Below are 25,128 nucleotides of genomic sequence, written 5' to 3'. Positions count from 1 at the left end.
AGTCCTCTGGCTGAGTTGGGGTTACTGGTCGAATCCGAAGCCCTGCTGGCGGGCCACCGGGGCCACCTGCGGGAAATACACCTGCTGGTAGTAGCGCGCGGTATTGCTGCTCCACGGCTCGCCGTCGTCACGGCCGATGCGCTGCCAGTGCGCGGCCAGTTGGGCGTCGTAGGCGGCAATGTGGCCGGGCAGGTCGGCGGCGTTGTAGCGCTCGCGATGCGCGAAGCTCGCCAGCGGCAGGCGCGGCTTGATGTCGCCGGCGTCGGCGGCGTAGCCGATGGCCACGCCGGCCAGCGGGAACGTGAGTTCCGGCAGTTGCAGCAGGTCGATCATCGCCGCCGGGTTGCGGCGGATGCCGCCGATCGGCACCACGCCGAGGCCGGCCGAGCGCGCCGCGGTCATCAGGTTTCCCAGCGTGATGCCGGCATCCACCGCCGCCACGGCAAACCCCTCCACGCTGTCGTGGATCACCTGTTGCTTGCCGGCCCGCTCCACGCCGAGGCGGGTCTTGTAGAAGTCGGCCACCACGGTGATGAACACCGGCGCCTGCGCGATCCACGGCTGGCCGCCGGCCAGCTCGGCAATCTTCTGGCGGCGCGCCGCATCCTGCACCACCACCAGCGACACCTGCTGGCCGTTGATCGAGGTGGGGCCGTGCCAGGCCGCCTGGATGATGGCGTCCAGCACCTCGGCCGGCACCGGCTTGTCCTGGTAGCTGCGGATGCTGCGGTGTTGCTGCATCTGTTCGAGTGTCGCGTTCATCGATCGCTCCGTCGTTTCGAAAAGATTAGACCGGTCGTCTAGTTTCGGTGTCAAAAAAACCGCCTGCACGCTGGCAAACGGTATCGCTCTCAGGCCGCGCTGCAGGGCAGCAGCAGGCCTTGGGTATGGATCATCGCGGCCTGCAACGGTCGCAGACTGTGTTGGGTCTTGTACATCAGCGCCGCGCCCAGCCACAGGCTGTAGAGCGCGTAGGCGGTGTCGTCCGGCGGCAACTGCGGCTTGATCGAACCGTCGACCTGGCCCTCGCGGATACAGGCCGCCAGCCGCTGGACGATGGCCAGCATGCCCTCGTCCAGCGCCACGCGCATCGGTTCGGACAGGTCCGACACCTCGGCCGCCAGCTTCACCGCCAGGCAGCTCTGCGCCTCGCAGCGGGCGTGGTTGTCCAGCCACTGCTGGAAGTAGGCCAGCAGCCGCTCGCGGCCATTGCCGACGCTGCCGTCGGTCAACAAGCCGCCGACACGCTCGCGGTAGCCGCTGAAGTAGCGTGTCAGCATCGCCACGCCGAAGTCTTCCTTCGACTTGAAGTAATGGTAGAACGACCCCTTGGGCACCCCCGCCTCGGACAACAGCTCGGTCAGGCCCAGCGCGGTAAAGCTGCGGCCATGGATCAAGCCCTCGCCGGTGGCGAGGATGTGTTCGCGGGTATCGGGGTGGTGTCGTTCTCGTGCCATGCTCGAACTCTATAACAAGTAGACCGGTTGGTCTAGTGTTTTTTGGAAAGGCTGGCGGCTGTTTGTTGTTCTGCGCAAATATAGTCGTAGACGATTTATTAAAGTCGTAGACAGTGCCTGATTTGAACGAAAGCTCGCCTTGCGACGGGGCTAAGTGTCCTCTGAGTGAGTAAGCCCTTCTACCCGGCTGCAACCTCCACCAACCAGGGGAAGAGAGGTTTTACTCAGCAAGCGCTGAGCAGCCAGTCTCGAAATGCAGTCAAGGAGGGGAGCGAGGCATTTCTCGGGGGGTAAACCAGGTAGTAGCTGCGCGGGCTGGCGATGGCCTCACCAATGGTGATGAGTTCTTTGCGTTGCAGTTCGTCCGTTATCAGGGCCTGTGGCACCAGGCCGATGCCGATGCCTGCCCTGACCGCCTGGATCAAGTGGGACGTGAGTTCGAAGCTCGGCCCCAGACGCATTTGGCGATGATCGAGGTGATAGTGCGAGAACCACTCGGCCCAGGCTTGCGGATTGCTGGCGACCGTCAGCAAGGTCTGCTTCATGGCCCAATCCGGCGTTATCTCTTGGCCGTCTTCAACTCCGGACGGATCGACAATGGCAACGAGAAATTCGTTGTATAGCCGATGCGCCATCATCCCGGGCCAATCGCCGGTGCCGACGGTGATGGCGGCATCGATCTCGCTGGTATTGAAATCGATATCCCCTATTCGCGAATGGATGTGGATCGTCACGCCAGGGTGGCTTGCATAGAACTCATGCAGGCGCGGCAACAGCCATTTGGACCCGAACGTCGGCAGCGTTGCCAGGCGTAGTGCCCCGGTCCCTGATTGCGAAGACATGGCTTGCAAGGTCGCGCTACGGATGCGTCCCAACGCTTCGCTCAACTCCAGGTAGTAACGACGTCCCGCATCGGTCAGCCTGACCGATCTTCCTTCGCGCCGGAATAACTTGAGCCCCAGATGCTCCTCGAGCGCCTGCACCTGGCGGCTGATGGCGCTCTGGCTGAGCGACAGCTCTTCCGCCGCACGCGTGTAGCTCTCATGTCGAGCCGCGGACTCGAATACCAGCAGTAGCGACATCGAGGGTGTCAGGCGCCGATGATTCATGAGTTTTACTCATTCTTTTGCTGTGAAATTGTCGTTTGTTGCCGTGAAGTGGCTCAGAGATACTAGCACCATTGTGGGAATGCCACTTCCATCTCATGCAGACAGGTCAAGGTTTCTCCTGGACTCATCACTACGGTTGCCGCTATGTCGATTGCTCTACTCGCCCAAACAGACACAGAACTGCCCTCAACGACTCATGCGTTTCTCGACGCGCTCAAGGCGAGTGGGTTTGTTGGAGAGATCAGTACCGACTACGGCACTCGAACGGTGCTGTCGACGGATAACTCCATCTACCAGCGCCTGCCTCAGGCGGCGGTTTACCCTGCCGATGCCCACGATGTGCAGCGCCTGGCGGCACTCATAGATACGTCCTCTTATCGGGATGTGGTGCTCACCCCCCGTGGCGGCGGGACGGGCACCAATGGGCAATCGCTGACCCATGGCGTGGTGGTGGACCTCTCCCGTCACATGAACCGCATCCTGGAAATCAACCCTGAGGAACGGTGGGTGCGGGTACAGGCAGGGGTGGTCAAGGATCAGCTCAATGCCGCCCTCAAGCCGTATGGCCTGTTCTTCGCCCCTGAGCTGTCGACGTCCAACCGGGCGACCATCGGCGGAATGATCAATACCGATGCGAGCGGGCAGGGTAGCTGTACCTACGGCAAGACCCGCGACCATGTCCTGGCGCTTGATTTTGTGCTGATGGGCGGTGAGCGCCTGCATGGCCGGCCACTCGATGAGCAAGAGCTGGAACAGCAATGCGCTCGTCAGGACCGCGTGGGCAAGGTGTACCGTACGGCACGCCAGATCAGCGAAGAAAAAGCGGCACTGATCGAAGCCAAGTTTCCCAAACTCAACCGCTGTCTGACCGGCTACGACCTGGCCCACTTACGCGAGCCGGATGGACGCTTCAACCTTAACAGCGTGCTCTGTGGCGCCGAGGGATCGCTGGGTTTTGTCGTCGAGGCCAAGCTCAATGTGCTGCCGATACCGAATTATTCGGTGCTGGTGAATGTGCGCTACGGCAGTTTCATGGATGCGCTGCGCGACGCGCGCGCCCTGTTGGCCCTTCAACCGCTGTCGATCGAAACCGTCGATTCCAAGGTATTGCTGCTGGCCATGCAGGACATCGTCTGGAATAGTATGGGTGACTATTTTCCTCAGGACAAGGACCGCGAGACCCTAGGGATCAACCTCATCGAATTCAGCGGCGATGATGCCGAGCAAGTGAATGCCCAAGTGGCCGATTTCATCGCTCACCTGCGCACCGACACGACAGTAGAACGCCTGGGCCATACCGTTGCCGTGGGGCATGCCGAAGTAAAGCGGGTGTACGCCATGCGTAAGCGCGCGGTCGGCCTGTTGGGCAACATCCAGGGCGAAGCGCGTCCGCAGCCTTTCGTGGAAGACACGGCGGTGCCGCCGGAGAATCTGGCGGACTTCATCGCTGAATTCCGGGCGCTGCTGGATCAGTACAAGCTGCAGTACGGCATGTTCGGCCACGTCGATGCCGGCGTGCTGCACGTGCGGCCCGCACTGGATATGAAAGATCCGCAGCAAGCCGCACTGGTCCGGCCGATTTCCGATGGCGTCGCCGCGTTGACGCAACGCTATGGCGGGTTGTTGTGGGGTGAGCATGGGAAGGGGGTGCGCTCGGAGTACGCTCCGGCATTTTTCGGCGAACTTTACCCGTCTTTGCAGCAGCTGAAGGCGGCGTTCGACCCCTATAACCAGTTCAATCCGGGCAAGATCGCTACGCCGCCAGCCAGCACGATCCAGCTATTGAAGATCGACGAGGTGACCACGCGCGGGGAACTGGACCGGCAAATCGACGAGCGCGTCTGGCAGAGCTATGGCACCGCCATGCATTGCAACGGCAACGGCGCGTGCTACAACTTCGACCCCGACGATGCGATGTGCCCATCATGGAAAGCGACACGCGACCGTGTCCATTCCCCGAAAGGGCGGGCTTCGCTGATGCGTGAATGGTTGCGTCTGCAAGGACAAGCCGGGGTGGATGTGCTCGAGGTCGCGAGCCAGCGCCAGTCCTTTGCTGGAAGCTTCCTCAAGCGCTGGCGCAATAGCCGGGCGGCGCGGCAGGGGAGTGCGGATTTTTCGCACGAGGTCTACGACGCCATGGCGGGCTGCCTGGCATGCAAATCCTGTACTGGGCAATGCCCCGTCAAGGTTAGCGTACCCGAGTTTCGTTCGCGCTTTCTGGAACTATACCACCGCCAATACTTGCGCCCTTTGCGCGATTACATGATCGGCTCGCTGGAATACAGCATGCCGTATCTCGCCAAGGTGCCGGCTCTCTACAATGGCCTGATGAGCCAAACTTGGGTGCGCAAACTCCTCACCCGGCATGTCGGCATTGTCGACAGCCCGCTCTTCAGCCGCTTCAAGCTGGCGGATACGCTGCGCCGCTGGGATGTCCAGCCGGCCACGCCCCAGGCCATGTCCAGGCTGTCGAGTGAGCAGCGTGCCCGTAGCGTCATCCTGGTGCAGGATGCCTTTACCCGTTACTTCGAGACGGAGCTGTTCAGTGCCTTCATCGAGCTGGCCGCGCGTCTGGGCTATCAGGTGTGGCTTGCCCCGCTAAGCCCGAACGGCAAGCCGCTGCATGTGCAGGGCTTTCTTCACGCCTTTGCAAAAGCAGCGATACGCAATGCGCGCCAGTTGCAGGAAGTCGGCCAGTTCGACATCCCTCTGGTCGGCCTGGACCCCGCGATGACGCTGACCTACCGGCAGGAGTACGCCAAAGTGCCGGAAATGGGGACGCCGCCGCAGGTTTTGCTACCGCAGGAGTGGTTGCAGCAGGCATTGCCGGAGGCCGTCACGCAGGTCGGCACCCGCTACCGCTTGTTGCCCCATTGCACGGAAAAGACCAATGCACCGGACAGCAACCGGCAGTGGGAGCAGCTATTCAAGCGCCGCGGCTTGCAACTGCTGGTACAGCCGACAGGGTGCTGCGGCATGTCGGGCACCTATGGCCACGAAGCACGCAATGTGTCGACTTCCGAGATCATCTTCCAGCAATCGTGGGCCGCTCATGTTGACGCTCCGGCGAGTGAGGGCGAGGCGCTGGCGACCGGCTACTCATGCCGGAGTCAGACCAAGCGCTTTGCCGGCCGTCAGCTTCGCCATCCGCTGCAAGTCTTGCTGGATGAGGTGCGGGGCGGTGGGCGGTAGGGCGGTAGGTAAGTGGCTTCTAAGACTTGAGCGGGATCCTGCATACGGCTAGCCCTGCACGTCATTGTCTTCATAACAAATGCCCGTATTCTTATAGGCGGGCTCTGTTCATGAATTCAATAATGTCGATAGCGTCCGTCAAGGTGGTGTAAATTTCAGGGCCGAACTCTGGTCCGGTTTTCTAGGTTTACACGCCCAGTAGCGGGGTGTTGTCTGGCAGGCCCTCTGCAGGCTCCGCCATGGTGTGCTGCGGCCTGCATTTACACCACTTCCGTGGACTCTATCCTCGACCGCCGCGGCCGGTCTGCACATACTGTGGACAGGCCGGCCCTCGGTGGGGGCGGATTCAACCGAGGATGCAACAGCGTGGTGAAATCGTTGGACGCCTGTGTCGCGTGATGTCGGGTACCCCGGTGGTTGCTATGCATGGCGGGCGGCTTCGCAATCACCCCGAGCACGGCAGGGCTGGCGCTTGCTTGACTACATCAAGCCGCCCTGGCTCGAAAGCGGTGGCGACGATGGTGATTCGCCATCGACCATCGGTAAAAGCCTTGTTTAGCCAGTTCGACAACAAACAGATAGACAAGCACCATGCCACTCAGGATGAAAAAAAAGCGGGCGGGCGGCGGTTCAAATCGGAAATGGACCCCTAATGGTGTGAACGGTAATAGCATCGCGACGGCCACCACCAGTAGCGATGTCGCCGTCAGAATCGGGTTGGCACGACTTTTCAGGGGGTTCCCGCGGGTTCGGATGATGAAAATCACCAGCACCTGGGTACACAGCGATTCGACGAACCAGCCCGTTTGAAACAGCTTTTCGTCCGCGTGCAAGACAGCCAGCATCACGTAGAACGTCATGAAATCGAACACTGAACTAATCGGCCCGATCACCAGCATGAAGTTGCGGATGAAACTCAGGTCCAACACTCGCGGGCTGGCAATTTCCTCGGCATCAACCTCGTCGAGCGGGATCGGCACTTCCGAGACGTCGTAAAGGATGTTGTTGAGCAGAATCTGTGTCGGCAACATCGGCAGGAAAGGCAGAAACAGCGAAGCGCCGGCCATGCTGAACATGTTGCCGAAGTTGGAACTGGTTCCCATCATGATGTACTTCATGATGTTGCCAAAAGTACGACGCCCTTCCAGTACCGCCTCATGCAGCACATGCAGATCGTGTTTCAGCAGGATCATGTCGGCCGCTTCCTTGGCGACATCCACCGCCGAATCGACCGAGATACCGACATCTGCCGAATGCAGCGATGGTGCATCGTTGATGCCATCCCCCAGGTATCCGACCACATGACCGCGCGCCTTGAGTGCCTGGATCACGCGATCCTTCTGGGCTGGATTGACTCGACAGAAGAGGTTAGCCGTTTCGACCCTGGCACGCAGGGTGTGGTCGTCGATCTGCTCGATTTCCTTGCCAGTCAGAAGTCCCGTGACAGGTATGTTGAGTTGGGTGCAGACATGCCGGGTGACGAGATCACTGTCGCCCGTAACGATCTTGATGGTCACCCCTGCGTTTTCCAGTGCCTTGAGTGCCGAGGCGGCGCTCTTTTTGGGCGGGTCGAGGAAGGCGGCAAACCCGGCCAGTACGAGTTCCGTTTCGTCACTCAGCACCGCGTGGGGATGATCCTGTGCCACCTGGCGCCAGGCGATACCCAGCACGCGGAAGCCTTCCGCCTCGAGGGCGTGGTACTGGGTCTGAATCACCGATCGGGCGGACTCATCCAGCGGGCGCTGGAGTGGGCTACCTTGCGTTTCATAATGGGTGCACAGGCCGACTATTTCATCGGCCGCTCCCTTCACTACCAGCCACCGGTCTTGGCCGTTATCCAGCAGCACCGAAACACAACGACGCTCGAAGTCGAATGGGACTTCATCCACTTTTTTCCAGGACGTCACGTCGACATGTTGGTGGTTGAGGATAGCTTCATCGAGAGGGTTCTTCAGGCCGCTTTCGAAGAAACTGTTCAAATAGGCGAGTTCCAACACCCGCTCGCTCGATTGGCCTTCTGCATCGACATGCCGTTCCATCGTGATTTTGGCTTCGGTCAGCGTGCCCGTTTTGTCCGTACACAGCATGTCCATCGAGCCCAGGTCCTGAATGGCCGCGGGTCGTTTGACGATCATGTGCTTCTTGGCCATCCGCAATGCGCCACGCGCCAAGGTGACCGAAATGATCATCGGTAAGAGTTCCGGCGTCAGGCCCACGGCGAGCGCTACGGCGAACAAGAATGAATCCAGCCACGGCTTGTGAAACCAGAGATTCACGAGCAATACGAACAGCACCATCAACACCGTCAAGCGCATGATCAGCATGCCGAAGCGGCGCGCGCCCAGCTCGAACGATGTCGCGGGCGCTTGTCGGGAGATGCTGTCCGCGATTTCACCAATGGCGGTCGCTGTACCGGTCTTGACTACGAGGATACGGGCGCTGCCGCTGATGACCGAAGTGCCCATGAATACCGCATTGGTCGCTTCCTGAATTTCAGTGGCCGTAGCAGGGAGCTCGCCAGGGTGCTTCTCTACTGGGTAGGTCTCCCCCGTCAGCAGCGCCTGCTTGACGAAGAAGTCGCGTGCTTCAAGAACGCGTCCGTCGGCAGGGATCAAGTCGCCGGCCGACAGCAACGCGAGATCGCCGGGAACGACTTGAGCTACCGAAATCTCCTTGCTCTGACTATCACGTACCACGATGGCGCGAATGGAAACAGATTGCCGTAGCTTATCGGCAGCCTGGTTGGCACGGTGTTCCTGCACAAAGTCCAGCGTGACGCTCAGCAGCACAATGAAGCTGATGATGAGGAAGTTTGTGACCTCTCCGGTAAAAGCCGAAACAGCACTGGCGACGAGGAGGATGAGGACCAGAGGGTTCTTGAAGCGGCTGAGGTACTGCCGTAGCAACGATTTTTCGTCTCGTTCCCGGAACAGGTTGGGGCCGAATTGGGCAAGCCTCTTTCTTGCCTCGGCACTGGACAACCCGGCATTGAGCTTGGAAAGATGGTCAGGTTCACCCGTCAGCGACTCAAGCCACCACACCTTGGATTTCATAGAGCCGCCTTGGTATCGTCTGCTCATTCCCGCAAAACGCGGGAGTTAGTGTACGAGAACGAAGTCAATGAAGCCTCGCTCCACGGATGTGGACACCAATCGCACCCGTACTAGTTGCCCAACTTTCAACTCGGGCAAGTCGCCAGTCAGCCGCCCCTCCGCCGGCGGTTCAAAAATACGCACCCAACTGCCTTCGTCCCCGCTGCCGGTTATCAGGGCATCAAAGCGTTGTCCGATTCGCGAATGCAGCAGCAGAGCCGCTTCAGACTTGCGGAGCTGTCGCTCCACCTTTCGTGCGGCGTCTTCTTGCATGGTGCAGTGCAAGGCCAGTTCGTCCAGTTCATCATTGGAGTATGGCGACACGCTACCGGCCAGTGCCGCCTTGAGCAGACGTAATGTGATCAAGTCCGGGAAGCGCCGATTGGGTGCCGTAGAGTGCATGTAGTCCTGCACGGCCAGGCCAAAGTGACCGATAGGTGGCCCATGGGGCCGCTCTACCACGTATTCTCCCGAGCCCATCAGTTTTACGATCACGAGCGAAAGATCGGGAAAGCGCAGCGGGTCGGTCTTGTGTTGAAGAGCGAGAAAGGCTTCGAGCGCCTGGCCATCAGGCTGGCTGGGAAGCTGCGCGTTATAACCGTTGGCCACGCTGACGATGCGCTGCCAGCGTTCGGGCGAGCGCACCACCCGCCGCAGAGAGGCACTCCCTTGCTGAGCCAAGAAGCGTGCTGTGCAGCCGTTGGTGGCGATCATCAGTTCTTCGATCAGCTGACGTGCCCGGTTTTGCTCCTGCTGTTTTATGTCGGTGATTTGTTCTCCATGGAATACTGCCCTGGGTTGGAAGGTTTCAAATTCCAGGGAGCCCTGTGCACGTCGCAGCACCCTTAATTTTTGGGCAAGCTCATCCTGCATGCGCAACTGGGTGTTCATCCCCGTGATGCGTTGCGCCGCGGCGGGCAACTCGCCAGTCCCTTCGATCCAGGCGGAGACATCGTCATAAGCGAGCTGGGCCTTGTTGCGAACCAGGGCGCGGTAAATGGTCGGGTGGACCAGGACACCGTCGCAGGTGAACTCCATCTCGGTCACTAGGGCCAAGCGGTCTTCGTCGGGGTTGAGGGAAGTTAGATCGGTGCACAAACGTTCGGGCAGCATATGAAAAACGCGTGCCGAGGTGTAAACGGAAGTGGTGTTGACGCGGGCATGCTCGTCAATTTGTGATCCCTTTGTGATGAGTGCATCAACGTCGGCAACCGCTACGAATACCCGCACCGAACCTCGTGCTAGGGGCTGGATTGCCGTCAGTTGGTCAAGGTCACGGGAGTCGTCGTTGTCAATCGAACACCAGAGCAGCGCCGTCAGGTCCCGAATATGGCTATCCGACTCCCGGGCGGGCCCTTTCAGCCTGGCGAGTTCCTGCTGTACGCCGCGAGAATACTCTGGGTCAAGTCCGCGGCTGAACATTGCCAACGTGGCAATCGTGATGAGGTTTGTTCGGTGATTGCTTAATGCGTGACGCATCTTACCCCCGGTGGTCGTCATGCTCTATTCCACCATGAACGCGTGGCTGTCTTGGCTGGCCACCAAACAAACGACTTCCCTCAGCTGAGGCGGTCACGTGACTCATCAGTGGCAGGGGAGGGCCGACATCCGTCCAGAACCCTGCGATGGCGGATGGGGGCACAAGGCAAGCCGCCTGCCGAGACCAAGAATTGAATCCTTATTCGGCAAGACTGAAACATCCCATGCTAGAAAAACAGCCTGCTCGTCCTGTCCATGGATCAAGCCATCCATCGCGGCAAACCGATCAGGAAACCATCAAGGCATCTTGTCCGAGGTGTGTTTCTTGCCCTGTTTCGCGGCTTTCTTCTCCTTGGGCGTCATGATGGGTGATTTCTTTGCTTCCTTGTTGCCTTGTCTGATCTTGCCCATGGTGAAACTCCTTGTGGATATCGATGTGTACACTGATCCTGATGCAGTATAGGACGCGCTACGGGCAGCACCATTTGGGGGGAGGGGGGCGGAGGTCGCCGGTTTCGAAACCAAGGGCACAATGCCGGCTTTAGCGCAGGCTCCGATTGCTTCTTCATGAATGTATTCGGAAGGCCCCGCAGAACCGGTGGCCGACGTTGTCGGTACGCTGTCGATACGACACGGCGTCAACGCCGGCCCGGCCTGCCGCGATTTGGCCTTACTGGGTGGCCCGGCCGGCCGAGCGGTCGTCCCAGCCGCTCGGCCGCGACAGTTCGAAGTTGGCTTCCGAGCGGGTCCGGCTGTACCACTTGCCGCCCATGCGGGCGATGATGTCGAGGCGGGCCGGGTCGACGCGGCCGCGCTCGTCCAGTATCGACTCGTCGATATGCGCTAGCAGCACTTCGCCCAGAATGATGTGGCACGACGGCTTGTGTTCTGGGTAGGGGTACAGCGCGGCCATCCTGCATTCGAAACTGACGCTGGCGCCGTCGACGCGCAAGGGCTGGACGTGTTCGGCCGCTTGGCTCGGGATGTGACAGCGCTCGAACTCGCTGATGCCGTGCTTGTAGCCGAAGGCGGTGGCGTTCATCTGGTCTGCCATGGCGAACGGCACCAGGTTGACAACGAACTCCCCGGTTTCCTGGATGTTGCGGACGGTGTCCTTGGGACTGCCGTCGCCTTGCACCAGGGGGGACAGCATCACCGTCGGCGGCGTCCCGGTCACCACCTGGAAGAAGCTGAACGGCGCCAGGTTGCTGATGCCCTGGGCCGAGCGGGTGGATACCCAGGCGATGGGGCGTGGGGTCACGGTGGCGGTGAGCCATTGGTACGCCAGCAGCGGATCGGTCTCGGTGAAATCGATAATCATGGTGTTGACTTGGTTGCGGGCAGGCCGGCCGAGGCGGTCGCCCTGCCGGGTAGGCAAGTGAAGGGAGGAGCGATAGCGGTAGCAAATATCGGCGCCGGTCGTCGGCCGGAGGCCCGCTCTCATCCCGGCCACAAGCATCATAACGGGAAAACGGGATGCGTGGCGGCGCTGCGGCCTGCGCGTGCTGATCCGGCATAGAGGAGGAGGGGGCCGCTGTGCCCCATGGCGACGCGCGGCGGCCTCCGGCTAGCGGGTGAGGCACCACCTCCCGGGGCATTGCTGCGCCAGTGATGCCAGATGGAGGAGGCTCAGAGCCTGACGACGATCAGCTCCGGGTCGTCCGCATGCTCGATCAGGATCTTCTTCACCCGGGCTTGCCAGAGTTCGGCGAATTCATGGGCTTCGGCCAACGTGGCGGTGCCGGCCATGATCCGCTGCAGCAGGGGGCCACTGAGTGGGCTGGGAGGCACCCGGCCGAGGTTGACGCCAAGCTGCACGGCGGCGCCGTTGTCCTGGCGCTGGAAGCGGACCTCGCCCTCGATCGCGGCATCGAAATGCAGCAGGTCGTGCCGCTGGAAGCGTCCCCCGATGCCCTTGAACCCTCCCGGACCGGCGGCACCGGTGATCAGGCCGATCACGCTGGCGATGACGCCGGTCACGCCCTCGTCCTGCGACTTGGCGAAGCTGACGTCGATCTCGCCGCGCTCCGGCACGTCGTCGGGGAACAACACCTGCAAGGCGCGCCTCGCCATCAGGTAGGCGCTCGCCACCGTGGGGCAGGAGTGGCCGGCCAGGCGCACGGCGTCGACGTAGTGATAGGTCAGCATGCCGTCGCTGCTGGCGCCGAGCAGGCCGGCCAGCTTGTCGTGAACCAGAATCGGGGGAACGGCGTCGAAAAAGGCGGGATAGCTCATGGTGGCGATACTCGGTGTGACAGTGACAACGGGGAGGTCGATGGCGATGCCGTGCGGCATCGCGAGTCGGCCTCCGTTCCTAGCAGGATAGGAGGCCGCTTCCACTTAGCCAATGGTGTAACCGCCATCGACCACGATTTCCTGCCCGTAGATGTTTTTGGCCGCATCCGACGCCAGGAACACCGAGGTCTCGGCGATGTCGTCGGGTTGGCCGAACGCCCCGGGGATCAGCCTGGCGGTGACCTGTTCCGCCACTTGGCCGAGCACCTCGGGCGGGAGGCCGACCGTGCCCCACAGCGGGGTGCCGATGGGGCCGGGGGCGATGCAGTTCACCCGGATGCCTCTGGGCGCCAGTTCCGCCGCCAGCGTCTGCGACAGCGACTTCAGCGCCGCCTTGCTGGCGCTGTAGATGGCGAGCCCGGGAAAGCCGACCTGGGTGAGGAAGGTGGTGATGAACTGGATCGTTCCACCCGGGCGGATGTGCGGCAGAAAGAGCCGGGCGGTTTCGGCGGCCCCGAACAGGTTGACCGAGAATTGCGTGTTGAACGCCTCGGCGCTGCTGTCCGCAAACGGCACCACGCGCGCGATGCCGGCGTTGGGAACCAGGATGTCGATCTTGCCGACGTGCCTGGTGGTTTCCTCGACCAGCCGCTGCAAATCCTCCTGGCGCGTCACGTCGCCGGTGACGGCGATCACCTGTCCGGGATGCGCCGCCGCCAGTTCCGCGAGCGCCTCGGCGTTGCGGGCGAAGGCGACCACGCTGGCGCCTTCCGCCACGTACCGCGTCACGATCGCGCGTCCGATCCCGCTGCTGGCCCCGGTGACGACGGCCACCTTGCCTTGAAGTCTGTTCTGCATGTTCAGTTACTCCGCTGATGTTGGTGAGGTGATAGTGGCGAAGCGGCGCGCTGTTTTCATTGACTGCCATCAACCGACTCGAGATCCGGCCGCCGCACCGGGGGGGCGCGCCCGGCCCGGGCGTGAGCGCCGCGAAAATCTTTCTCTCCAGGGAGGCATGTGCCACGCTGAAAGGGCCGGCCATCGAGCGAAACCGGGGAGGGTAAAAATCATGTTCGACAAGGACCGTTTCATCCAGAACTGCCTGAAGGCGGTGGCCGACGGGCAGGGGGCCATTCGCGAGCTGGTGCAGGAGGCGGTGGCGGATAGGCAAGGCGTTATGGCCGGGTTGGGCGAGCCGCAGCATGCCGGCATTACCCCGCTCTATGCCGGCCCGGAACTCACCATCCTCAACTTCGTCTGGGCGCCGTGCATGAGCCTGATGCCGCATAACCACCAGATGTTTTCCGTGATCGGCATCTATTCTGGCCGTGAAGACAACGTGTTCTGGCGCCGCACGGCAGGCAGCATCGAGGCGGCCGGGGCCCAGTCGCTCGGCGCCGGCGAGGTGGCGACACTCGGTCGCGACATCATTCATTCGGTGCTGAATCCCATCGGCAAGATGACCTGCGCCATTCACGTGTACGGCGGCGACTTCTTCCACCCCGCCCGGCCGAGAAGCGAGTGGGACCACGAAACGCTGATCGAGCGTCCCTGGGACGTGGAGCGGGTCAAAACGCTGTTCCGCGAGGCCGAAGCGCGTTTCAATTCCCCCCGGGCCTGAGCGCGCCCCTGGCGCTGCCCGCGGCGGCGACGGCGGCGCAAGATGCGCTACAATTTCGGCCAACGTGCTGCGTGCAGCATTGACCGATGACCGAATCAACGAGAGTGCTTGATGAGTAAAGAATTACAGGTTGTGGACATTCAAACGGGCGACGGCAAGGAAGTGGTCAAGGGTGCCTTGATCACCACCCAGTACAACGGTTTTCTCGAGGACGGCACCAAGTTCGACTCCTCGTACGATCGTGGCCGCCCCTTCCAGTGCGTCATCGGCACCGGGCGGGTGATCAAGGGCTGGGATCAGGGCCTGATGGGGATGAGGGTCGGCGGCAAGCGCAAGCTCTTCGTGCCGGCCCATCTCGCCTACGGCGAACGGCAGATCGGCGCCCACATCAAGCCCAACTCCAACCTCATCTTCGAAATCGAGCTGCTGGAAGTGTTGACGCGGGACGACTGAGGGCGTCCCGGCCGGCCTCCCGTAAGGGTCGGCATCGTCCACCTTTTCCCTCCCAAGATTCGGCCATTGCGCCCGGCCACGCGCGTCCGAGGTGACCGGGGCCGGACGCCTTCCTTGATGTAAATCAGCTTCTGCGGCGAGGGTTTTCGATGGCGTGATATATTGCTGTATATTACGCTTAATCGATACATGACTCGGAGACCGAGATGCCGCTCCCGCTGATGAAACGCCTTCTGGCCGCCGCCGCCATCGTTGCCGTCACCGGCCTGGTGCACGCCGGCGAGCTCACGGTGTCCGCCGCCGCCAGCCTCACCAACGCCTTCAAGGACATCGCTCAGGGTTACGAGGCCAAGTATCCGGGTTCCAAGGTGTTGCTGAACTTCGGCGCCTCGGGCGCGCTGCTGCAGCAGATGGCCAAGGGCGCCCCCGTCGACGTGTTCGCTTCGGCCGATCAGGAAACCATGGACCAGGCCGTGCAGCAGAAGCTGGTGGCGGCGAGCGAGCGGCATGATTTCGTGCGCAATAGCCTGGTGCTGATCGTGCCGGGCGACAGCAAGCTGGCGCTCAAGCGGCTGGAGGACCTGAATCAGGGCGGCGTGCAGAAGGTCGCCATCGGCAACCCGGCCAGCGTCCCGGTCGGCCGCTACACCCGGCACGCGCTGGAGGCCGCCAGGCTGTGGCAGGCGCTGGAAACCAAGGCGGTCACGACCCAGAACGTGCGCCAGTCGCTGGACTACGTGGCGCGCGGCGAGGTCGATGCCGGTTTCGTCTACGGCACCGACGCCGCCATCATGAAGGACAAGGTGAAAGTGGCGTTCTCGGTGCCGCTCGACCTCGCCATCCGTTACCCGATCGCCAAAACCGCCGGCAGCGCCAATAGCGACGAAGCCCGGCGTTTCGTCACCTACGTGCTGTCCCCGGCCGGCCAGGCGGTCCTGGGCAAGTATGGCTTCTTGAAGCCCTGAGCGAGGACACATGGAATCGGCATGGACGGCGCTGGCGCTGTCGTTGAAGGTGGCCGGCTGCGCCACGCTGCTCAACCTGCTGCTCGGCGTGGGCGTGGGCTTCCTGCTGGCGCGGGGGCGTTTCGTCGGGCGCGACCTGCTCGACACCGTACTGACCCTGCCGATGGTGATGCCGCCCACGGTGCTGGGCTTCTACCTGCTAGTGCTGGTGGGACGGCGCGGCTGGCTGGGCGCCTGGCTGCACGACAGCTTCGGCATCAACCTGATCTTCACCTGGCAGGGCGCGGTGATCGCCGCCTCCATCGTGGCCTTTCCGCTGGTGTTCAAGCCGGCGCGGGCGGCGTTCGAGGCGGTCGACGGCCAGCTTGAGCAGGCGGGGCGGGTGCTGGGCGTCTCAGAGGCCGCGATTTTCTTCCGCGTCACCTTGCCGCTGGCCTGGCGCGGGATCCTGGCCGGGGTGCTTCTGGCCTTCGCCCGGGCGCTGGGCGAGTTCGGCGCGACGCTGATGGTGGCGGGCAGCATCCCGGGCAAGACGCAAACCCTGTCGATCGCCGTGTACGAGGCGGTGCAGGCCGGGCAGGACGACGTGGCCAATACCCTGGTGCTGATCACCTCGGTGGTGTGCATGGTGGTGCTGCTGGCGGCGGGACGTCTGGCCCCCGGCCGCATCGCCAACCAGTAGGAGAGCGGAGCATGCAGCTCGATATCGATATCCGCAAGACCCTGCATTCCGGCAAGCGCACCTTCCAGTTGCAGGTCCGCTTTCAGTCGGTGAGCCAGCGCATCGTCATCTTCGGGCCGTCCGGTTCGGGCAAGAGCCTGACGCTGAAGGCGATCGCCGGGCTGATGCGGCCCGACCACGGCCATATCCGCCTCGACGGCGAGCCCCTGTTCGATGCCGCCGCCGGCATCGACCTTGCGCCGCAGGCGCGCAAGGTGGGCTACCTGTTCCAGGACTACGCGCTGTTCCCGCACCTGAGCGTGCGCCAGAACATCGGCTTCGGCCTGAAGCGCGGCTGGTTCAACCCGCGCGCTGCCGAGAAGAGCGAGGCGGTCGATTACTGGCTGGAGGCGTTGCATCTGAGTCACCTCGCCCACCAGATGCCCGGCGAACTGTCCGGCGGGCAGCGCCAGCGCACCGCGCTGGCGCGGGCGCTGGTGGCCGAACCCCGGGCGCTGCTGCTGGACGAGCCGTTTGCCGCGCTCGACCCCCTGTTGCGCCAGCGGATGCGGGAGGAGCTGGACGAACTGCAGCGCCGCCTGCAGGTGCCGATGGTGCTGATCACGCACGATCCGGAGGACGTGGCGGTGTTCGGCGAGCAGGTGCTGGCGCTGCACGACGGCATGATCGCTTCCGCCGAGGCGTGCCAGCCGCCGGGCGTGCTGCCGGCCCGAGCGTGTTGACCTGCATTCCCTCGGCCCGGCGCCGGCGGACGGGCCGGCTGCGCTGTCCCATGACCTACCCACCCACCTCGACAACAGAAAGGCTCGCGACATGAGTGCTCTTTCTCTCTCCACGGCCACGGCGCCGCTGCCCCGTGACGAGTCGGCGTTGTTGGACCGGGCGATCGCCGGCGTGCTGCGCCATGCCCAGGACGGCGACTTGCCGCTGTTCGCCTGGACCCTCGGTCTGCCGCAGCCGGCGCTGCTGGCGATGCTGGCGCAGCGCTTTCCCGAGCTGGACCGTCTGGAACCGATGCCGGAACCGGATTACGCCAGCATCCGTGCCGCGACGCCCGCCGGCTTTGCCGAGTTGGTCGCCCTGCTGGGGGCGCACCGCGCGCCCGATGTGCCGGAGGCGGAAGCCGAGTGGCTGGCACGTGCCGTGGCGGCGGCCTGCTTTGGCGAGCGGCTGTTGTCGGTGGACCTGGGGCTGAGCGGGCGGGAGGCGGTGTCACGGCTCCTGGTGCGCTATTTCCCGTCGCTGTCGCGACGCAACCCCGCCCGCCGGAGCTGGAAATCCTTCCTGTTCGCCGAGCTGGCGGCCTCGCGTGCTGGCGCGGCGGCGCCGGAAGGTGCTACGGGTCTGGGGCAGCGTGCGGGCTTTTCCGATTCAGACAGGCGAGGGTGCTAGGACGCCATGGACACGAAAGACAACAGCATTGCCTTGTGCGGTTCGGTGTGGATGACGGTGGGCGGCGAGAATTTCGGCGGCGCCGGTCGTATCGAATTGCTGGCCAAGATTGCCGAATGCGGCTCCATCACCCGGGCCGCCAAGGCCATCAAGATGAGTTACAAGGCGGCGTGGGACGCCATCGACGCCATGAACAACCTGGCTGGCGAGCCGTTGGTGGAGCGGCTGGTGGGCGGCAAGGGCGGCGGCGGCACGCGCCTGACGCCGCGTGGTCAGCAACTGGTGGAGAACTTCCGCATCATCGAGCGCGAGCACCACCGTTTCATCGAGCAGCTGGGGAGACAGGCCGACAGCCTCGCCGACGATTATGTTCTGATCAGGAGAATGAATATGAAAACCAGCGCCCGCAATCAGTTCCTGGGCAAGGTCGTCGCCGTGAAGCATGGCGCCGTCAACGACGAAATCGAGCTGGAAGTCACGGGCGGTCAGAAGATCGTGGCCACGGTCACGCATGAAAGCACCGAAGGGTTGGGCTTGCGTCCGGGGGCCGAGGCGTTTGCGCTGGTGAAGTCGTCGTCGGTGATCGTGCTGACCGATGGCGAAGGCGCCCGCTTCTCCGCGCGCAATCGTCTGAGCGGCACCATCGCGCGCATCGTGCCCGGAGCGGTGAACACCGAAGTGGTGATCGATCTGCCCGGCGGCATCGCCGTGGCCGCCATCGTCACCAACGACAGCAGCCAGGCACTCGACCTCGCCGTGGGCAAGACCGCCACAGCGATCTTCAAGGCGTCGAGTGTGATCCTGGGGGTGCCGGCGTAAGAACCTGTTTGCGATCTGCTGCGCTTCGGCGGTACGGCGTTAAAAACGACTTCGGAATGCTCATTTACCCCTCGTAAACTCCGCTTCCTCAGCCATTTTTGCCTTGTCTAGCTCTCGCTCTCGAGATCGTAAACAGGCTCTAAGCGTCGGCCGGGCTGCGCTCAGCCCACCATGTCCTGTGGCTTCACCCAGGCGTCGAACTGCTCCGCCGTCAGGTAGCCGCTGGCCAGCGCCGCCTCGCGTAGCGTCAGCCCTTCCTGGTGCGCTTTCTTGGCGATGGCTGCCGCCTTGTCGTAGCCGATGTGCGGATTGAGCGCCGTCACCAGCATCAGCGATTTTTCCAACAGCTCGTCAATGCGGGCGCGGTTCGGTTCGATGCCGGCCGCGCAGTGCTCGTTGAAGCTGGTCATGCCGTCGGCCAGCAGGCGCACGCTCTGCAGGAAGTTGTGGATGATCAGCGGCTTGAACACGTTGAGCTCGAAGTTGCCGCTGGCGCCGCCGATGTTGACCGCCACATCGTTGCCCAGCACCTGGGCGCAGGCCATGGTCAGCGCTTCGCTCTGCGTCGGGTTGACCTTGCCCGGCATGATCGAGCTGCCCGGCTCGTTCTCAGGAATGGTGATCTCGCCGATGCCGCAACGCGGCCCACTGGCCAGCCAGCGCACGTCGTTGGCGAGCTTCATCAGCGCCGCGGCCAGCGTCTTCAGCGCGCCGTGGCCGTGCACCAGCGCATCGTGCGTCGCCAGCGCCTCGAACTTGTTGGGGGCGGTGACGAAGGGCAGGCCGGTGTCTTCGGCCAACCTTTGCGCCACGCGCACGGCGAATTCCGGGTGCGCGTTGAGCCCGGTGCCGACGGCGGTGCCGCCGAGCGCCAGTTCACACAGGTGCGGCAGCGCGTCTTCGAGATGGCGCCGGCTATGCGCCAACTGCGCCATGTAGCCGGAAAACTCCTGTCCCAGCGTCAGCGGCGTAGCATCCTGCAAGTGGGTTCGCCCGATCTTGACGATGTCGGTGAACGCCAGTGACTTCTCCGCTAACGTCCTGGCCAGCGCGTCTAGCGCCGGCAGCAGGCGTTGTTCGAGCGCCGCCACCGCCGCCACGTGCATCGCGGTGGGGAACACGTCGTTGGACGACTGGCCGCGGTTGACGTGGTCGTTCGGGTGCACCAGGCGCGCCTCGCCGCGCTCACCGCCCATCAGCTCGCTGGCGCGGTTGGCCAGTACCTCGTTCATGTTCATGTTGGATTGCGTGCCCGAGCCGGTCTGCCACACCGCCAGCGGAAACTCGTCCGGATGCTGCCCGGCGATCACTTCGCCGGCGGCGGCCTCGATCGCCCCCGCCAGCTCGGGTGCCAGGAGGCCGAGTTCGGCGTTGACCCCGGCCGCGGCACGCTTCACCTGGGCCAGCGCCTCGATCAGTTCGGGCGGCATTTTCTCGCTCGAGATACGGAAGTTTTCCAGCGAACGCTGGGTCTGGGCACCCCACAGCCGCTTGGCCGGGACGGCGATCTCGCCGAAGGTATCGCGTTCCATACGGACGGACATGACAGTCTCTCCTGCACGAGAAGCAATTTTCCGAACCTGCTTCACGATATGTCGAGAGCGGATCGTGGATCGAGGTAGAGCGTAGGATGGGGGAGCGTAGCGAAACCCATCGTCGATGAACGCCGGCTGGCGCTCTTCGGTTGCGGGATCACGCCCAGAGACGTCCAGCAAGATCGTGAACAGGTGCTTCATGAAGCCTAGCAGCCTGTCATGGGGGCGACAAGGCAGAAGCCGGGGCCGGAACGGTGTTACAATCGGCGGCTGGGCCGCTAAGACCAGCCGTATCGCGCTCCCGTTGGACGGCTGCTCTTGGCGGCTCCCGCGGCCAGCCCGCTGGCCACTCGTCATCACCCCACGTTTTTGCGAGACAGCCTCATGACCATCATCCGTCAGGAAGACTTCATCCAGAGCATCGCGGATGCCTTCCAGTACATCAGCTGCTACCACCCGAAAGACTACATCGACGCGCTGTACAAGGCGTATCAGCACGAAGAAAGCCCGGCGGCCAAGGACGCCATAGCCCAGATCCTGATCAACAGCCGCATGTGCGCCGAAGGCCGCCGCCCGATCTGCCAGGATACCGGTATTGCCGTGGTGTTCCTGAAAGTCGGCATGAAGGTGCAGTGGGACGCCGAGCTGTCGGTACAGGAGATGGTCAACGAAGGCGTGCGTCGTGCCTACAACAACCCGGACAACAAGCTGCGCGCCTCGGTGCTGCTCGACCCGGCCGGCCTGCGCAAGAATTCCAAGGACAACACCCCGGCCGTGGTGCACTTCGAGATCGTCGAAGGCGACGGCGTCGAGGTAATCTGTGCCGCCAAGGGCGGTGGCTCGGAGAACAAATCCAAGTTCTACGCGCTCAACCCGTCCGACTCCATCGTCGACTGGGTCATCAAGACCGTGCCGACCATGGGCGCCGGCTGGTGTCCGCCGGGCATCCTCGGCATCGGCATCGGCGGCACCCCGGAAAAGGCAATGCTGCTGGCCAAAGAATCGCTGATGGACCACGTCGACATCCACGAGCTCAAGGCCAAGGCCGACAGCGGCGCGGAACTGACCAAGGTCGAAGCGCTGCGCCTGGAAATCTTCGAGAAGGTCAACGCGCTGGGCATCGGCGCCCAGGGTCTCGGCGGCCTGACTACCGTGCTCGACGTCAAGATCCTGGACTACCCGACCCACGCCGCGTCGCTGCCGGTCGCCATGATCCCGAACTGTGCCGCCACCCGCCACATCCACTTCCATCTGGACGGCAGCGGCCCGGCCCACCTCGAAACACCGAAGCTGGAAGACTGGCCGGAAATCACCTACGACACCAGCAACGGCAAGCGTGTCGATCTGGACAAGATCACCAAGGAAGAAGTGGCGAGCTGGCAGCCGGGCGACGTGCTCTTGCTCAACGGCAAGATTCTCACCGGCCGCGACGCCGCGCACAAGCGCATGGTCGACATGCTGAACAAGGGCGAGAAGCTGCCGGTGGACTTCACCAACCGCTTCATCTACTACGTCGGCCCGGTTGACCCGGTGCGTGACGAAGTGGTTGGCCCGGCCGGCCCTACAACCGCCACCCGCATGGACAAGTTCACGCGCCAGATGCTGGAGCAGACCGGCCTGCTGGGCATGATCGGCAAGGCCGAGCGCGGCCCGACGGCGATCGAGGCGATCAAGGACAACAAGGCGGTGTACCTGATGGCCGTCGGCGGCTCCGCCTACCTCGTCTCCAAGGCGATCAAGGCCTCCAAGGTGGTCGGCTTCGAAGACCTCGGCATGGAAGCCATCTACGAGTTCGAAGTGAAAGACATGCCGGTGACCGTGGCGGTGGATTCCTGTGGCACCTCGGTGCACAACACCGGCCCGGCCGAATGGCGCGTCAAGATCGGTAAGATTCCGGTCGCCACCGCCTGATGGCGTGTTGTTGAACGCACGCTGAACTCTTCGGCCAACGTTGGCCGAAGGCCAAATCCACACCCCCGCTTGCGCTGCAGGCGGGGGTGTTTTGTTTGGGGAGGCGCTCAGTCTGTTGGCAGATGATGGTTCTGCGGTGTGGAGGAGGAAGGGTCTGCTTGGGGATGGGCTGCCTACTCTTCCGTCATAGGTGGTGATGTGGCAAGCTGTCCAGATGGTGACGTAAAAAATACGTTTTTATTGGACGTCTACTTCTAGTTATGCGCGTTACCAACCAGCATGGATTTAAGTATGAATTCAAAATACACCGGGCAGTGTCTTTGTGGCGCAATCCACTATTCAATCGATGTCGAGCCATTATTTGCAGGAAACTGCCACTGCAAAGACTGCCAAAGGGCTTCAGGTAGTGCGTTTATTCCTGCAATGCTTTTCCACGAGAAAGACGTTGTTGTTTCCGGCGAGGCAAGCTATTTCGAATCAACGGCCGACAGCGGAAATGTGCACAAAAGAGGGTTCTGCCCGAATTGCGGCTCACAATTATTCGCAAAGTTCAGCAGTCTTCCCGGCATGCTGGGTATCAAAGCGGGCACGTTAAACGAAGTATCGCGCTATGTACCCAAGTTAGATTTCTATGTGGCAAGTGCCGCAACGTGGGATTTTATGAACCCCCAGCTCCCTAAAAAACAAGGCGCAGCTCAGGGTTAGAGAGCGTGTGCATAACAAGGCGTTCAACACGGACAGCACGGTAGGTTGGGCTTCATGAAATGAAGCCCAACGTTCGCCATATCTGTCTTGGACGATGGGCGATGCGCTATCAAAGAGGTGGATGCGGCTGCGCACTTGATCAAGCAGCTTGCGAAGAGGTGTGGATATGACGTATTTCCCGGTAGTTATTTCGCACTCCTATGCCATAAATAGTTCTGTGGCAATCATGGCCAGCATGATTGTTGCCATGCATTCTGGATGATGACGTAAAAAATACGTCTTCTAGCTTGAGTACACCGGTGCACCACATCGCCAAATCTAATTCTAATTGCCCCAAACCAAGAAGGACGCTCGTCATGAAAATCACTGTTGAAACCACCGTCGCGGCCCCCATCGAGAAAGTTTGGCACGCATACACAACTCCCGAGGATATCAAGCAGTGGAACGCGGCGTCTGATGATTGGCATACCACCTCGGCCACAGTGGATTTGCGCGTCGGCGGTATCTTCTCGTCACGAATGGAAGCCAAGGATGGCAGCGTGGGGTTCGATTTTGCCGGAACCTATACCGCTGTGGTGGCACACAAACTGATCGAATATTCCTTTGGCGACCGCACCGCGCAGGTTGAATTTGCTGATAGCCCAAAAGGTGTTGTGGTCCGCGTGACTTTCGATAGCGAGCCATCGCATTCCATCGAGCAGCAACGCGACGGGTGGCAGGCTATTTTGAATAATTTTACTCGCCATGTTGAAACAGCCAGGAAGCAGTAGACGTACTGTGCTGCCCAACTCCCCCTAGTTAGACTCCTAGGGGCTGCGTCCATCGGCTGCCGCTCATGCCAAACGTCGGATATTCACACAAAGGGGCGCTGGATGTTCTCCCATATCTTTATCGGCGTGAGTGACATCGACCGCGCATTGGCTTTTTATGAACCGCTCATGGCTACCCTCGGCATCAAGCGTCGCTTTTGTGATCGAAGCCGCCCTTGGGCGGGTTGGCAGCGCCCTGACGAGCCTAGGCCGCTCTTCCTGATCGGCTCTCCCTACAACCAACAGCCCCACTCGCCAGGCAATGGTCAAATGGTGGCCTTTCTCGCTGAAAGCCGGCCAATGGTTGCAGAGGCCTACCGAGTCGCACTCGCCAACGGAGGTACATGTGACGGCGCTCCTGGCCTAAGGCCCGAGTACCACGAGCATTACTTTGGCACCTACTTCCGCGATCCTGACGGCAACAAAATCTGCATCGCTTGCCACTCGCCTGAGACGGCATCCGCAGGCTGACAGGCTGGTGGGAGCGACAAGCTAGGGAGGAGAGCATGAAAAAACTGGATTCGACCGAGGGCCAGTCGGCATCCGAGCTGATCGACCAACGAATCGCCGAACTCGGGGACTGGCGCGGGGCGGCCTTGAGCCGGATGCGCCAGCTCATCAAAGAGGCCGACCCGGACGTCGTGGAGGAGTGGAAATGGATGGGCACGCCCGTCTGGTCGCACGACGGGATCATCTGCACCGGCGAGTCTTATAAGTCGATCGTGAAGTTGACCTTCGCCAAGGGGGCGTCGCTGCAGGACCCAGCCAAGCTCTTCAACTCGAGCCTCGACGGAAACACAAGGCGCGCGATTGATATCCATGAGGGAGAGGAGATCGACGCGGATGCGTTCAAGGCGCTCATCCGGGCCGCGGTCGACTTCAATGTCTCCGTCGTGAAGGCAAGGCAAAGACGGGCGAAGTAGGCTACCTGTGCGGTGTCGTGGCGCCGTATTTGTCGCGCCGAGGCTGTAACTTCAGCCCTTTTTTGAGATGGCTCCTCTTTTCGAGCCGTCATGACCAAATACCGCCCAAGGAGTCTCCATGAAGCTTTACTCGCTTTTCCTGCTGATGGCCACCGCCACGGTGTTCAGCCCCGGCCCAGGTGTCGTGATGACGCTCAGCAATGCCCTGCGCTATGGTATGCGCGGCACCTTTGGCGGCATCCTGGGGATTGCCTGTGGCGCACTGGCGGTCGCGGCGATTTCGGCCACCAGCCTCGGGGTGCTGCTTGCCGCCTCGGCGTTGGCTTTTACCGCCCTCAAGCTCATCGGTGCCGCTTATCTCATCTACCTCGGTATTCGGCTTTGGCGGGCGCCTCCGTTCCGGTTCGCGGAGCAGTTGGTACACGAGGCGAGTTTCGGCAAGCGCTTTCTTGAGGGACTGTCCCTGCAGCTCACCAACCCGAAGGCAATTTTCTTCTTTCTCTCGGTGTTTCCGCAGTTCATCGATCCGGCGAGGAGCTACCCGATTCAGTTTGCCACGCTGGTGCTGACCTACAGCTCCCTGGTTGTTGTCATTCACTGTTCTTACGCGCTGTTTGCCAAGCGTGCCAAGGGCTGGTTGGTGTCCGAACGCGGTGGCCGCATGGTCAACAAGTCGGCCGGGGTGACATTCGTGTGCTTCGGCGCCGCACTGGCCACGGCCAAGCGCTGACGTACCACTCTCCAGCCCC

General features: G+C 62.1%; 23 protein-coding genes. 14 read left to right on the top strand and 9 right to left on the bottom strand.

Annotation, left to right across the window (positions count from 1 at the left end; genetic code table 11):
- Positions 1–21: 21 nt before the first annotated feature.
- The 3 genes from AC3WG5_RS10170 to AC3WG5_RS10160 form a co-directional block, all read right to left on the bottom strand.
- Complete coding sequence (locus AC3WG5_RS10170; RefSeq protein WP_482583107.1) at positions 22–762, bottom strand: NADPH-dependent oxidoreductase; 741 nt, start codon at positions 760–762, stop codon at positions 22–24.
- An 89-nt stretch (positions 763–851) separates the two neighbouring features.
- Positions 852–1,457 (bottom strand): TetR/AcrR family transcriptional regulator, encoded by a 606-nt coding sequence (locus tag AC3WG5_RS10165; protein ID WP_492568588.1) that lies wholly within the window; start codon positions 1,455–1,457, stop codon positions 852–854.
- A gap of 224 nt (positions 1,458–1,681) precedes the next feature.
- Positions 1,682–2,539: a LysR substrate-binding domain-containing protein gene (locus tag AC3WG5_RS10160; RefSeq protein WP_492568587.1), complete on the bottom strand. Its 858-nt coding sequence runs from the start codon at positions 2,537–2,539 to the stop codon at positions 1,682–1,684.
- A gap of 171 nt (positions 2,540–2,710) precedes the next feature.
- On the opposite strand from AC3WG5_RS10160, the gene ydiJ reads away from it, so the two are divergent.
- Positions 2,711–5,758 (top strand): D-2-hydroxyglutarate dehydrogenase YdiJ, encoded by a 3,048-nt coding sequence (gene ydiJ / locus AC3WG5_RS10155; RefSeq protein ID WP_492568586.1) that lies wholly within the window; start codon positions 2,711–2,713, stop codon positions 5,756–5,758.
- A 485-nt stretch (positions 5,759–6,243) separates the two neighbouring features.
- On the opposite strand, the gene mgtA is transcribed toward ydiJ, so the two are convergent.
- From mgtA to AC3WG5_RS10130, 5 genes are all read right to left on the bottom strand, one after another.
- A complete protein-coding gene (gene mgtA / locus AC3WG5_RS10150) occupies positions 6,244–8,811 on the bottom strand; it encodes a magnesium-translocating P-type ATPase (RefSeq protein ID WP_492568585.1) in 2,568 nt (855 codons plus the stop codon).
- A gap of 45 nt (positions 8,812–8,856) precedes the next feature.
- Positions 8,857–10,350 (bottom strand): RNB domain-containing ribonuclease, encoded by a 1,494-nt coding sequence (locus AC3WG5_RS10145; protein ID WP_008953200.1) that lies wholly within the window; start codon positions 10,348–10,350, stop codon positions 8,857–8,859.
- A 649-nt stretch (positions 10,351–10,999) separates the two neighbouring features.
- Positions 11,000–11,650: a flavin reductase family protein gene (locus AC3WG5_RS10140; RefSeq protein ID WP_492568584.1), complete on the bottom strand. Its 651-nt coding sequence runs from the start codon at positions 11,648–11,650 to the stop codon at positions 11,000–11,002.
- A 308-nt stretch (positions 11,651–11,958) separates the two neighbouring features.
- A complete protein-coding gene (locus AC3WG5_RS10135) occupies positions 11,959–12,564 on the bottom strand; it encodes an FmdE family protein (protein ID WP_492568583.1) in 606 nt (201 codons plus the stop codon).
- A 105-nt stretch (positions 12,565–12,669) separates the two neighbouring features.
- Positions 12,670–13,422: an SDR family NAD(P)-dependent oxidoreductase gene (locus AC3WG5_RS10130; protein ID WP_492568582.1), complete on the bottom strand. Its 753-nt coding sequence runs from the start codon at positions 13,420–13,422 to the stop codon at positions 12,670–12,672.
- A gap of 211 nt (positions 13,423–13,633) precedes the next feature.
- On the opposite strand from AC3WG5_RS10130, the gene AC3WG5_RS10125 reads away from it, so the two are divergent.
- From AC3WG5_RS10125 to AC3WG5_RS10095, 7 genes are all read left to right on the top strand, one after another.
- Positions 13,634–14,185 carry a hypothetical protein gene (locus AC3WG5_RS10125; RefSeq protein ID WP_492568581.1) on the top strand — a complete coding sequence of 184 codons (552 nt, stop codon included), beginning with the start codon at positions 13,634–13,636 and terminating at the stop codon, positions 14,183–14,185.
- A gap of 111 nt (positions 14,186–14,296) precedes the next feature.
- Positions 14,297–14,638 (top strand): FKBP-type peptidyl-prolyl cis-trans isomerase, encoded by a 342-nt coding sequence (locus AC3WG5_RS10120; RefSeq protein ID WP_492568580.1) that lies wholly within the window; start codon positions 14,297–14,299, stop codon positions 14,636–14,638.
- Positions 14,639–14,844: 206 nt separating this feature from the next.
- Positions 14,845–15,603, top strand: coding sequence for a molybdate ABC transporter substrate-binding protein (gene modA / locus AC3WG5_RS10115; RefSeq protein WP_492568579.1), 759 nt, complete (start codon positions 14,845–14,847; stop codon positions 15,601–15,603).
- A gap of 10 nt (positions 15,604–15,613) precedes the next feature.
- Entirely contained in the window at positions 15,614–16,285 is a 672-nt protein-coding gene (gene modB, locus AC3WG5_RS10110; protein WP_492568578.1) for a molybdate ABC transporter permease subunit, read from the top strand.
- Positions 16,286–16,296: 11 nt separating this feature from the next.
- Positions 16,297–17,007, top strand: coding sequence for an ABC transporter ATP-binding protein (locus AC3WG5_RS10105; RefSeq protein WP_492568576.1), 711 nt, complete (start codon positions 16,297–16,299; stop codon positions 17,005–17,007).
- Between the two features lie 91 nt (positions 17,008–17,098).
- Positions 17,099–17,677 carry a nitrogen fixation protein NifQ gene (locus AC3WG5_RS10100; protein ID WP_492568575.1) on the top strand — a complete coding sequence of 193 codons (579 nt, stop codon included), beginning with the start codon at positions 17,099–17,101 and terminating at the stop codon, positions 17,675–17,677.
- Positions 17,678–17,683: 6 nt separating this feature from the next.
- A complete protein-coding gene (locus tag AC3WG5_RS10095) occupies positions 17,684–18,496 on the top strand; it encodes a TOBE domain-containing protein (RefSeq protein ID WP_492568574.1) in 813 nt (270 codons plus the stop codon).
- 161 nt (positions 18,497–18,657) lie between these two features.
- On the opposite strand, the gene fumC is transcribed toward AC3WG5_RS10095, so the two are convergent.
- Positions 18,658–20,040: a class II fumarate hydratase gene (fumC, locus tag AC3WG5_RS10090; RefSeq protein WP_492568573.1), complete on the bottom strand. Its 1,383-nt coding sequence runs from the start codon at positions 20,038–20,040 to the stop codon at positions 18,658–18,660.
- A gap of 375 nt (positions 20,041–20,415) precedes the next feature.
- On the opposite strand from fumC, the gene AC3WG5_RS10085 reads away from it, so the two are divergent.
- The 6 genes from AC3WG5_RS10085 to AC3WG5_RS10060 all read left to right on the top strand — a co-directional run bounded on the left by AC3WG5_RS10085 (position 20,416) and on the right by AC3WG5_RS10060 (position 25,109).
- On the top strand, positions 20,416–21,942 hold the full coding sequence (locus tag AC3WG5_RS10085) for a fumarate hydratase (protein ID WP_492568572.1): 1,527 nt from the start codon (positions 20,416–20,418) through the stop codon (positions 21,940–21,942).
- Positions 21,943–22,233: 291 nt separating this feature from the next.
- Positions 22,234–22,647, top strand: a complete 414-nt coding sequence (locus AC3WG5_RS10080) for a GFA family protein (RefSeq protein WP_492568571.1) — start codon at positions 22,234–22,236, stop codon at positions 22,645–22,647.
- Positions 22,648–23,003: 356 nt separating this feature from the next.
- Entirely contained in the window at positions 23,004–23,417 is a 414-nt protein-coding gene (locus AC3WG5_RS10075; RefSeq protein ID WP_492568570.1) for an SRPBCC family protein, read from the top strand.
- 102 nt (positions 23,418–23,519) lie between these two features.
- The gene (locus AC3WG5_RS10070) at positions 23,520–23,927 is read left to right on the top strand and encodes a VOC family protein (protein ID WP_492568569.1); all 408 of its coding nucleotides are present in this window, start codon (positions 23,520–23,522) and stop codon (positions 23,925–23,927) included.
- 35 nt (positions 23,928–23,962) lie between these two features.
- On the top strand, positions 23,963–24,379 hold the full coding sequence (locus AC3WG5_RS10065; RefSeq protein WP_492568568.1) for a DUF1801 domain-containing protein: 417 nt from the start codon (positions 23,963–23,965) through the stop codon (positions 24,377–24,379).
- Between the two features lie 118 nt (positions 24,380–24,497).
- The gene (locus AC3WG5_RS10060; protein ID WP_492568567.1) at positions 24,498–25,109 is read left to right on the top strand and encodes a LysE family translocator; all 612 of its coding nucleotides are present in this window, start codon (positions 24,498–24,500) and stop codon (positions 25,107–25,109) included.
- The last annotated feature ends 19 nt before the right edge of the window (positions 25,110–25,128 follow it).

The organism is Pseudogulbenkiania sp. FW507-F1, assembly GCF_058781125.1.
Note: the sequence above shows the minus strand (reverse complement) of the source record. Positions and strands in the feature narration are given on the sequence as shown.

Bases quoted from the DNA above. Each gene is read 5' to 3' on its own strand.
- AC3WG5_RS10170 (WP_482583107.1), bottom strand. From the start codon at position 762: ATGAACGCGACACTCGAACAGATGCAGCAACACCGCAGCATCCGCAGC.
- AC3WG5_RS10165 (WP_492568588.1), bottom strand. From the start codon at position 1,457: ATGGCACGAGAACGACACCACCCCGATACCCGCGAACACATCCTCGCC.
- AC3WG5_RS10160 (WP_492568587.1), bottom strand. From the start codon at position 2,539: ATGTCGCTACTGCTGGTATTCGAGTCCGCGGCTCGACATGAGAGCTAC.
- ydiJ (WP_492568586.1), top strand. From the start codon at position 2,711: ATGTCGATTGCTCTACTCGCCCAAACAGACACAGAACTGCCCTCAACG.
- mgtA (WP_492568585.1), bottom strand. From the start codon at position 8,811: ATGAAATCCAAGGTGTGGTGGCTTGAGTCGCTGACGGGTGAACCTGAC.
- AC3WG5_RS10145 (WP_008953200.1), bottom strand. From the start codon at position 10,350: ATGACGACCACCGGGGGTAAGATGCGTCACGCATTAAGCAATCACCGA.
- AC3WG5_RS10140 (WP_492568584.1), bottom strand. From the start codon at position 11,650: ATGATTATCGATTTCACCGAGACCGATCCGCTGCTGGCGTACCAATGG.
- AC3WG5_RS10135 (WP_492568583.1), bottom strand. From the start codon at position 12,564: ATGAGCTATCCCGCCTTTTTCGACGCCGTTCCCCCGATTCTGGTTCAC.
- AC3WG5_RS10130 (WP_492568582.1), bottom strand. From the start codon at position 13,422: ATGCAGAACAGACTTCAAGGCAAGGTGGCCGTCGTCACCGGGGCCAGC.
- AC3WG5_RS10125 (WP_492568581.1), top strand. From the start codon at position 13,634: ATGTTCGACAAGGACCGTTTCATCCAGAACTGCCTGAAGGCGGTGGCC.
- AC3WG5_RS10120 (WP_492568580.1), top strand. From the start codon at position 14,297: ATGAGTAAAGAATTACAGGTTGTGGACATTCAAACGGGCGACGGCAAG.
- modA (WP_492568579.1), top strand. From the start codon at position 14,845: ATGCCGCTCCCGCTGATGAAACGCCTTCTGGCCGCCGCCGCCATCGTT.
- modB (WP_492568578.1), top strand. From the start codon at position 15,614: ATGGAATCGGCATGGACGGCGCTGGCGCTGTCGTTGAAGGTGGCCGGC.
- AC3WG5_RS10105 (WP_492568576.1), top strand. From the start codon at position 16,297: ATGCAGCTCGATATCGATATCCGCAAGACCCTGCATTCCGGCAAGCGC.
- AC3WG5_RS10100 (WP_492568575.1), top strand. From the start codon at position 17,099: ATGAGTGCTCTTTCTCTCTCCACGGCCACGGCGCCGCTGCCCCGTGAC.
- AC3WG5_RS10095 (WP_492568574.1), top strand. From the start codon at position 17,684: ATGGACACGAAAGACAACAGCATTGCCTTGTGCGGTTCGGTGTGGATG.
- fumC (WP_492568573.1), bottom strand. From the start codon at position 20,040: ATGTCCGTCCGTATGGAACGCGATACCTTCGGCGAGATCGCCGTCCCG.
- AC3WG5_RS10085 (WP_492568572.1), top strand. From the start codon at position 20,416: ATGACCATCATCCGTCAGGAAGACTTCATCCAGAGCATCGCGGATGCC.
- AC3WG5_RS10080 (WP_492568571.1), top strand. From the start codon at position 22,234: ATGAATTCAAAATACACCGGGCAGTGTCTTTGTGGCGCAATCCACTAT.
- AC3WG5_RS10075 (WP_492568570.1), top strand. From the start codon at position 23,004: ATGAAAATCACTGTTGAAACCACCGTCGCGGCCCCCATCGAGAAAGTT.
- AC3WG5_RS10070 (WP_492568569.1), top strand. From the start codon at position 23,520: ATGTTCTCCCATATCTTTATCGGCGTGAGTGACATCGACCGCGCATTG.
- AC3WG5_RS10065 (WP_492568568.1), top strand. From the start codon at position 23,963: ATGAAAAAACTGGATTCGACCGAGGGCCAGTCGGCATCCGAGCTGATC.
- AC3WG5_RS10060 (WP_492568567.1), top strand. From the start codon at position 24,498: ATGAAGCTTTACTCGCTTTTCCTGCTGATGGCCACCGCCACGGTGTTC.